This is a genomic window from Halomonas sp. ATBC28 (genome assembly GCF_005937175.1).
Taxonomy (GTDB): domain Bacteria; phylum Pseudomonadota; class Gammaproteobacteria; order Pseudomonadales; family Halomonadaceae; genus Vreelandella; species Vreelandella titanicae.
In genome coordinates this window covers 1-404 of sequence record NZ_VCQL01000165.1, presented here as the reverse complement: position 1 = coordinate 404, position 404 = coordinate 1, and the positions used below count along the sequence as shown (strand labels likewise).

At 56.4% G+C, this 404-nt stretch carries 1 protein-coding gene; it reads left to right on the top strand.

Features of this window, described 5'->3' with window-relative positions:
* Window positions 1-404, top strand: a 404-nt coding sequence (locus E0L35_RS25845; RefSeq protein ID WP_171051246.1) for a MobA/MobL family protein, incomplete at both ends; no start/stop codon positions are given.

Sequence of the window (404 nt, the reverse complement as noted above, 5' to 3'; positions counted from 1 at the left end):
TGCCTGGTGTACGAACCGTGCCGAACTCTGGAATGCCGTTGAGAAGGCCGAACGCCGGAAGAACTCACAACTTGCGCGGGAAATTGAACTCGCCATCCCCCGCGAACTACCGCAGGATGCCGCACGGGAAACCGTTCTCGCCTTTGTCAGAGAAAACTTTGTCAGTCAGGGCATGATTGCTGATGTGGCGTTCCATCACATGGATAAAACAAATCCCCATGCGCACATCATGCTGACCACGAGAGCTGTCGGACCTGCTGGATTCGGTGGAAAGGTCAGGGACTGGAACGACCGGACACATGCCGAGACGTGGCGTGCATCATGGGCTGACCATGCGAACAGGGCACTGGCGAACGCCGGTTATCAGGAAGAGATAGACCATCGTTCATACGAGCGACAGGCTG